Source organism: Vibrio sp. 1562, from assembly GCF_033340155.1.
GTDB classification, from domain to species: domain Bacteria; phylum Pseudomonadota; class Gammaproteobacteria; order Enterobacterales; family Vibrionaceae; genus Vibrio; species Vibrio alginolyticus.
In genome coordinates this window covers 1-503 of sequence record NZ_JAWOVY010000844.1, presented here as the reverse complement: position 1 = coordinate 503, position 503 = coordinate 1, and the positions used below count along the sequence as shown (strand labels likewise).

The following is a 503-nucleotide window of genomic DNA, read 5'->3' as shown; positions in this document are numbered from 1 at the left end:
CGGAGGTTAAACACAATGCGCAGCCGATTGTGTAAAATTAACATTGTGAAATTTCACAATTTTATGAAAGCTTCACGAAAATAAAGCTGTGAAATTTTACAAGTCAAAGTTCACCGACAGAATAAAATACTAGAAAGCGCACCGTTTCCAGTGCGCTTTTAGAGAAATAGTGAGGAAGTAAAGGCTAATACTAATAGCTAAAGCAGTTCGGAAACCACATCTGCAAGTTGGTTAAAAGTGTTTGTTCTTGATGAACTAGGGCGCCAAACCAAACCAATTTCGCGATACGCTTGCTGGCCAGGAGGGTCGATCACCACCAAATTTTGGTTGTGTAACAAGCCGTGTTCGATTGCCATTTGAGGAATAAAAGTGGTACCTAAGCCGTTCGCGACCATCTGCACCAAGGTATGTAAGCTGGTTGCCGTAAACGGGTTAATTTTCTCTTTATCGGTCAGCTTACAAGCGGAAACTGCATGTTCAGTTAAACAATGCTCTTTCTCTAA

1 protein-coding gene is annotated in these 503 nt (G+C 41.2%); it reads right to left on the bottom strand.

From position 1 onward, the window contains the following. Window positions 1-197: 197 nt before the first annotated feature. The coding region (locus tag R7Z49_RS27990) for a LysR substrate-binding domain-containing protein (RefSeq protein WP_318112921.1) at window positions 198-503 on the bottom strand (306 nt) is incomplete at its 5' end.